The organism is Methylobacterium sp. WL18, assembly GCF_008040015.1.
Classification (GTDB): domain Bacteria; phylum Pseudomonadota; class Alphaproteobacteria; order Rhizobiales; family Beijerinckiaceae; genus Methylobacterium; species Methylobacterium mesophilicum.
The window spans coordinates 1-3725 of sequence record NZ_VRVD01000469.1 but is presented as its reverse complement, the minus strand read 5'-3'; the positions used below and the strand labels follow the sequence as shown (position 1 = coordinate 3725).

Genomic DNA, 3725 nt, shown 5'->3' with positions numbered 1-3725 from the left:
CCGCGGTGCCCGCCGCCGCCCTGCCGCTGGTGGCGCCCCGGGCGCACCTGATCCCGGCCGGCCGTCACCTGGAGATCGCCAGCGTCGAGAACGCCGATTACGAACTGCCCTCGCTCGGCCTGCTCGCCCTGCCGGACGAGAGCGGCGCCGAGGAAGTCGACGCCGACGTGCTGGAGCAGAACGCGCTCAACCTCCAGCAGACGGTGCAGGATTTCGGCGTGCGCGGCGACATCCTGGCGGTGCGGCCCGGCCCGGTCGTGACGCTCTACGAGCTCGAGCCGGCACCGGGCACCAAGTCCAGCCGCGTGATCGCGCTGGCCGACGACATCGCCCGCTCGATGTCGGCGGTCTCGGCACGCGTGGCGGTCGTCCCCGGCCGCAACGCCATCGGCATCGAACTGCCGAACGCCAAGCGCGAGACGGTGTTTCTGCGCGAGCTTCTCTCGGTGCCGGACTTCGCCGAGAGCAAGCACAAGCTGGCTCTCTGCCTCGGCAAGAACATCGGCGGCGAGCCGATCATCGCCGACCTCGCCCGGATGCCGCACCTGCTCGTTGCCGGCACCACCGGCTCGGGCAAGTCGGTGGCGATCAACACCATGATCCTGTCGCTGCTCTACCGGCTGAAGCCGGAGGAGTGCCGGCTGATCATGGTCGATCCCAAGATGCTGGAGCTGTCGGTCTACGACGGCATCCCGCACCTGCTCTCCCCGGTCGTGACCGACCCCAAGAAGGCGGTGATCGCCCTCAAATGGGCCGTGCGCGAGATGGAGGAGCGCTACAAGAAGATGTCCAAGATCGCGGTCCGCAACATCGACGGCTACAACGCCCGGGTCTCGGAGGCCGCCGCCCGCGGCGAGGTGCTGACCCGGACCGTCCAGACCGGCTTCGACCGGCAGACCGGCGAGGCGGTCTACGAGGACGAGGCCATGGACCTCGCCCCCCTCCCCTACATCGTGATCGTGGTCGACGAGATGGCCGACCTGATGATGGTGGCGGGCAAGGACATCGAGGGGGCGATCCAGCGGCTCGCCCAGATGGCGCGTGCGGCCGGCATTCACCTGATCATGGCGACGCAGCGTCCGTCGGTGGACGTGATCACCGGCACGATCAAAGCGAACTTCCCGACCCGCATCTCCTTCCAGGTCACCAGCAAGATCGACTCGCGGACCATCCTCGGCGAGATGGGCGCCGAGCAGCTGCTCGGTCAGGGCGACATGCTGTTCATGGCCGGCGGCGGGCGCACGACCCGCGTGCACGGGCCGTTCTGCTCGGACAGCGAGGTCGAGAGCGTGGTCGCCCACCTCAAGCGCCAGGGCCGCCCGAGCTACCTCGACGCCGTCACGGCCGACGACGAGGAGGGCGCCCCCGAGAAGGGGACCAAGGGCAAGGCCGGCGCGGCCGAGCTGGAACTCGACGGCGCCGTGTTCGACCAGGGCTCCTTCGGCGAGGCCGGCGGCGACCTCTACGACCAGGCCGTGCAGGTGGTTCTGCGCGATCAGAAGGCCTCGACCAGCTACATCCAGCGCCGCCTCCAGATCGGCTACAACCGCGCCGCCTCGCTGATGGAGCGGATGGAGACCGAGGGCATCGTCGGCCCGGCCAACCACGCCGGCAAGCGCGAGATTCTTCTGGAGGATGCCGCGGGCTAAGGGTCTCTTGGCTAGGCCCGCGGTGGTAGCCCCGATCCCGCGGGCCTACGGTCTTCACACAATTCCGGACGAGGCGCGGGTTCCCCCTCTCCCCGCTTGCGGGGAGAGGCCCGCACGGACCTCGTCGTCCGTGCGGGAAGCGCAGGCGAAGCCGGAGCGGCGGTGAGGGGGGCGGCTCAGAACGGAGCGCGCGTCCTGAGCCGCCCCCTCACCCTCGGCTGACGCCTCGCCGCGCCGACGACGAGGTCGTCGCGGCCCTCTCCCCGCAAGCGGGGCGAGAGGAGGCTCACCCACGGACCGAATCTCAAAACACCAAAAAAAGAATCGCCCCTCTTGCGGAACCACCCCGCACAGCAAACGTTACGCGCGTGCGAGGCCCGAAAACGGGATCGCCGATTGGGCGCCGGTCCTGGTGTCCGGCGTCTCTTGTAGTCACGTTGCTCAACGGAGGATGTGGTTATGAGGACTTATGACGTTGCGCCCCTGTTCCGGTCGTCCATCGGGTTCGACCGTCTGTTCGAGCTGCTGAACCAGCCCGAGCGCGTCGAGACCACGGCGTCCTGGCCGCCCTACAACATCGAGAAGGTCGCGGACGATCAGTACCGCATCACCATGGCGGTGGCGGGCTTCACCCCCGACGAGATCGAGCTGACCCAGCAGGACACGGTGCTGCTCGTGTCGGGCCAGAAGGCGACGCCCGAGAACGAGCGGCACTACCTGCACCGCGGCATCGCGGCCCGCACGTTCCGCCAGACCTTCAACCTGGCCGACCACGTGAAGGTCGTGGGTGCGAGCCTGGAGAACGGGCTGCTGACCGTCGCGCTCAAGCGCGAGGTGCCGGAGGCCCTGAAGCCCCGCCGCATCGCCATCGGCGGCGTCACGGCCACCTCCGGGCAGGACAACGCCCCCGCGGAGATCGCCGACGGCAAGATTGCCGCGGCCAAGATCACCGAGGCCAAGGTCACCGAGGCCAAGGCCGCCTGAACGCGGCCGGTTCGGGCCCGGGCCGCCCGATCCGCGGACCGCCCGGGTCTCACACTGAGCGAGCGACAGGCCTGGCGCACCCGCAATCCCGCGGGCCGCCGACGGCTGCCCGAATGAGATGCCCATGAAGCCAAACGGAAGGAGATTCCGATGAGCGTGAGAGACCTGATCCCGTGGAACCGCAACGCCGCCATCCCGGCGCCGAGCACCCTGGCGACCGAGGCGGCCAATCCGTTCCTGACGCTCCACCGCGAGGTGAACCGCCTGTTCGACGACGTGTTCACCGGGTTCGGCTCAGGTGCGAGCCCGGCCGGGCGCGGCCTCGGCTGGCCCAGGGTCGAGCTGGTGGAGGCCGAGGGCGGCCTGAAGCTCTCGGCCGAGCTGCCCGGCCTCGACGAGAAGGACGTCGAGCTCCTGGTCGAGGACGGCGTGCTGATCCTGCGGGGCGAGAAGCGTTCGGAAAACACCGACACGGCCGGCGGCTACTCGGAGCGCAGCTACGGCCGCTTCGAGCGGGTGATCGCCCTGCCGTTCCCGGTCGAGGAGGACAAGGCCGCGGCGTCGTTCCGGAACGGCGTGCTCACCGTGACGCTGCCGCGCTCGGAGAAGGCGCCGGAGCGGGGCCGCCGGATCGCCATCAACGGCGGCGCCCAGAAGACGGCGCATTGAGGCGGTCCGCCGATCCGGCGGGTTAGTGACGCATGACGCGGCGGCCGGCCTGGACCGTCAGGGCGCCCCTGAGCGGGCCTGCCGGCCGCCCCAACCTTTGCTGACGCACAGGAGGGTCCCATGCAGCCCATCGAAACCACACCGATCGACCTGTCCATCGAGCGCCTCGGCCCGATGGCCGCGGCCAACCTGCGGGCGACGGCGGTCGACCCGTTCGAAGCCTTCGTGGCGCCGGGCGACGTGTTCCGGCACCCCCGGGAGGTCCTGTCCTATCCCGGCCTGTCGCGGGCCGAGAAGCGGGCGATCCTGGCCTCCTGGGCCTCCGACGCGCGCGCCGTGGAATCCTGCCCGACGCTGCGGTGCCTGCCCGGCTGCCGGGCCGAGCCGGTGCCGATCGACGACGTCCTGGCCGCGCTCCAGGCG

At 70.2% G+C, this 3725-nt stretch carries 4 protein-coding genes; all 4 read left to right on the top strand.

The genetic code is table 11. The features are described 5' to 3' along the window. On the top strand, window positions 1–1649 hold a 1649-nt coding region (locus FV228_RS23085; RefSeq protein WP_281406524.1), incomplete at its 5' end, for a DNA translocase FtsK. Between the two features lie 459 nt (window positions 1650–2108). Further along, window positions 2109–2633 (top strand): Hsp20 family protein, encoded by a 525-nt coding sequence (locus tag FV228_RS23075; RefSeq protein ID WP_147856727.1) that lies wholly within the window; start codon window positions 2109–2111, stop codon window positions 2631–2633. Window positions 2634–2783: 150 nt separating this feature from the next. Further along, entirely contained in the window at window positions 2784–3302 is a 519-nt protein-coding gene (locus FV228_RS23070; RefSeq protein WP_147856726.1) for an Hsp20/alpha crystallin family protein, read from the top strand. Window positions 3303–3422: 120 nt separating this feature from the next. Continuing rightward, window positions 3423–3725: hypothetical protein (locus tag FV228_RS23065; protein WP_147856725.1), on the top strand; the 303-nt coding region annotated here is incomplete at its 3' end.

Bases quoted from the DNA above. Each gene is read 5' to 3' on its own strand.
- FV228_RS23075 (WP_147856727.1), top strand. From the start codon at position 2,109: ATGAGGACTTATGACGTTGCGCCCCTGTTCCGGTCGTCCATCGGGTTC.
- FV228_RS23070 (WP_147856726.1), top strand. From the start codon at position 2,784: ATGAGCGTGAGAGACCTGATCCCGTGGAACCGCAACGCCGCCATCCCG.